The sequence below is a fragment of the Neobacillus drentensis genome, from assembly GCF_036965645.1.
GTDB classification, from domain to species: domain Bacteria; phylum Bacillota; class Bacilli; order Bacillales; family Cytobacillaceae; genus Neobacillus; species Neobacillus drentensis_D.
The window spans coordinates 351-3,853 of sequence record NZ_JBALPZ010000270.1; the positions used below are offsets into that span (position 1 = coordinate 351).

The window sequence follows — 3,503 nt, forward strand, 5'->3', positions numbered from 1 at the left end:
TTGTACTTGTGGCAATATAATTCTCTTGTTCAAATCCCCAGAAGGAAGAATGATGGAGAAAAATATCAAAGGGTTTAAATACTTCTACATCTGTATCTAGGTAAATACCACCAAATCTATATAAGACAAATACTCTTACATAGTCACTTACAAAGGCAAATTTACCAGATTGATACGCTTCTTTTACATATTTATTAGCATTTATATCGAAATTTTTTTCATTCCATTCAATTATTTGGTAATCTGGCAAAGTTTCCTTCCAACTATTTAAACACTTTTTTACTAATTCTGGCTTTTCTTTCTCACCAAACCAGCAGTAATGGATGGTTTTAGGTATCACATTTTTAATTATTGTCATATTGATATCCTCATCTTACTTATTTTGTATCCCTAAATTTCGATTTTGCCATTTAATAAATTCAATAAGTGTCTTATATTCTTTTTTATCAATTCCCGAGTCTTTTAACTCATTTGCTAACTCCAATAATTCTTTATCAGGTAGTTGTGATTCCTCAATTCCCATTCCAGTATGGAGTAATGTTTTCATTTCTACATTTAGTACACTTGCAATTTTCTTGACTACGTGAATCGAGGGATTTTGATTCAGATTTCTCTCTATATTGCTTAAATAAGATTTTGAGATGTCAGCACGTTCTGCAAGTTCCGATAGAGTCAATCCCCTCTTCTTTCGTATCTCATATATATTTTTCCCTATCATTTTGTCATACCCCGTTTAATAATAAATGAATTTCGTGGTTACTAATTTTAGGTCTTTTTTATCTTGGAATTTACTTTGTTTTTAATACATTGAATCACTCTCATAAGATCATCATCAGTCATGTTAGAACCAGAAGGTAAGCAAATTCCGTTTTCAAATAAAAATTCAGAGACACATTCTTCTTGACTATGTTGATAAAACTGAGCCCCTTGAAATACAGGCTGTAAATGAAGTGGTTTCCAAACAGGCCGAGCTTCAATATTTTCCTCGCTTAATGCATTTAACAATTCCTTCACCAATACTCCAGATTCAGATTCGTCTATTGTAAGTGCTGTAAGCCAGCGGTTTGAAATAGTTTCTTTTAATTCCGGCATGAAGTAAAAACCCGGTAATTGAGAAAGCTCAAGAAAATACTTTTTAAATATGGATTGCCTTGCGTGCACTCTATAATCTAACACCTGTAATTGTGCTCTTCCAATCCCGGCTAATATGTTACTCATACGATAGTTAAAACCTATTTGGCTATGTTGATAATGTGGAGCTGGATCACGCGCTTGAGTTGCAAGAAAACGAGCTTTCCTTAATAAATCTGAATCGTCAGAAACAAGCATCCCACCACCGGATGTTGTAATAATTTTGTTACCATTAAATGAGTAGATCCCAAGCTTACCAAGTGTTCCGCTTGCCTTCCCTTTATAGGTTGAACCAAGAGATTCAGCGGCATCTTCGATAATTGGTACATTATACTCATTACAAATCGAAATAATTTCATCCATCTTGGCACTTTGACCATACAAATTAACAACTATGACTGCTTTTGGCAGCTTTTCTTCTGAGACCGCCTGATTAAACGCTTTTTTTAATGCTTGTGGAGACATATTCCAAGTTTCAGGCTCTGAATCAATAAATATAGGCTCTGCCCCTTGATAAATAATAGGATTGGCACTTGCTATAAATGTTAGACTTGAGCAAAATACTTTGTCTCCTTTTTTTACTTCTAATAAAGAAAGAGCTAAATGAATTGCTGCAGTTCCTGAATTAACTGCCACTGCCTCATTAGCTCCAACATAATCAGCAATTTCTTTCTCAAATGAATCTACATTAGGTCCAAGAGGCGCTACCCAATTAGTATCAAATGCATCTCTTATATAACTTAATTCATTCCCACTCATATGGGGTGATGAAAGAAAAATTCTCTTTTTAAAGGTTGTACTTAGCAATTTCCTCACCTCTGCATCTGTTTTTCTTAATTATCCTTGCTGGTATACCCACAGCTGTTGAAAACGATGGGATATCCTTTAATACAGTTGCACCAGCACCAATAATACTCCAATTTCCAATCTCTTTATTAGGGATAATTGTTGAACCTGCTCCAACAAGAACACCCTCACCTATTTTTACATTTCCAGTAAGGGAAACTCCCGGAGATATATGTGAGTAATCTCCAACGACACTATCATGTTCGATAATGCATCCAGTATTAATAATTACATGGTTTCCAATTATTGTACTTGCATTTATTACAGCATTCGGCATCACGACGGTGCCACATCCTATCCTTGAACTTGGACTAATAACAGCTGAGTCATGAATTATAGCTGGGAAATACTTTTCCGGAAGATTTAGTATATCAACTATGGATTGCCGGACTTTATTATTTCCAATCGTTATAACGAACGAAACATCATAAAAATAATCAACTAATCTAATAGCTGATGAAATAGGTCCACAATAAGTATTATCAATTAATTCTACATTTTTATATTTGTCATCTAAATAGCCAACAATATCACATTCTTTATTAGAGAGTATTGCATCTGTAACAACTTTACTATGTCCCCCATGACCAACTAATACTATTTTCATCCATGTCTCCTTCCAACAGTCTTTTTCGAGCCCTTAAAAGGTTCCGTTGTAGCTTGGCCAGGTTGGTTTATTCCTTCGGAAACGGCGACTTTATAGACTGTTAAAAATAATATTTTTAAATCAAGGATGAATGAGTGGTTACTTACATACCAAACATCTAACTCAAATTTCTCCTCCCAAGTAATTGCATTTCTCCCATTTATTTGTGCCCAGCCCGTAATACCCGGTTTAACAAGATGCCTTTTAAATTGCTCCTCTGAGTATAATGGAAGATAATCCATTAATAATGGTCTAGGTCCTACTAAACTTATGTCGCCTTTTATAACATTTATTAATTGTGGATATTCATCCAAACTAATTTTCCTTAGAAATTTCCCTAAAGAAGTAATTCTCTGATTATCTGGAAGTAGCTGACCACTACTATCTCTTTCATCTGTCATTGTTCGAAGTTTATATAGATAAAATGGCTTTCCATTTAATCCAGGACGAAGTTGTTTAAAAATAATTGGAGATCCTAAAAATATTTTCACTAAAATTGCAAGTATCAAAAAAACTGGAAAAAGGCTGATAAATAAAACCAATGAAACTATTAAATCAAAAGGTCGCTTCATAAAATTTCACCCCCTTTTCTCCTCTAACCACTATTTTATCTTCTTTGTTAAAATCTGTTTTTTAATATATTCAATTAATTCTTTAATATTTATGTTTTCTGAGTTCTCACCTTTTAAGTAAATATTAATTAGTATTTCCTGGAACTTCTGCGGAGTAACTGTTTCTGATAATCTCAATTGGAATACCTCTCCTTAAATAGTACATTAGTATAAAAGTCTCTATAAATTTATATAATCACTTTCATAAATAATATTAAGAGATATGACATTTTCATAATAAAAATAAATTAAGTAACAGCCTAAAAGAC

Annotated in this window: 5 protein-coding genes; all 5 read right to left on the reverse strand. The window is 33.2% G+C overall.

The genetic code is table 11. The features are described 5' to 3' along the window. The coding region (locus V7266_RS30180) for a glycosyltransferase family 32 protein (protein ID WP_335472957.1) at positions 1-358 on the reverse strand (358 nt) is incomplete at its 3' end. Positions 359-373: 15 nt separating this feature from the next. Further along, positions 374-718, reverse strand: coding sequence for a helix-turn-helix domain-containing protein (locus V7266_RS30185; protein ID WP_335472958.1), 345 nt, complete (start codon positions 716-718; stop codon positions 374-376). A gap of 47 nt (positions 719-765) precedes the next feature. Next, positions 766-1,890 (reverse strand): aminotransferase class I/II-fold pyridoxal phosphate-dependent enzyme, encoded by a 1,125-nt coding sequence (locus V7266_RS30190; RefSeq protein WP_335472959.1) that lies wholly within the window; start codon positions 1,888-1,890, stop codon positions 766-768. Positions 1,891-1,918: 28 nt separating this feature from the next. Beyond that, entirely contained in the window at positions 1,919-2,584 is a 666-nt protein-coding gene (locus V7266_RS30195) for an acetyltransferase (protein ID WP_335472960.1), read from the reverse strand. Continuing rightward, positions 2,581-3,195 carry a sugar transferase gene (locus V7266_RS30200; protein ID WP_335472961.1) on the reverse strand — a complete coding sequence of 205 codons (615 nt, stop codon included), beginning with the start codon at positions 3,193-3,195 and terminating at the stop codon, positions 2,581-2,583. The genes V7266_RS30195 and V7266_RS30200 overlap by 4 nt, the downstream gene beginning before the upstream one ends. Positions 3,196-3,503 lie beyond the last annotated feature (308 nt).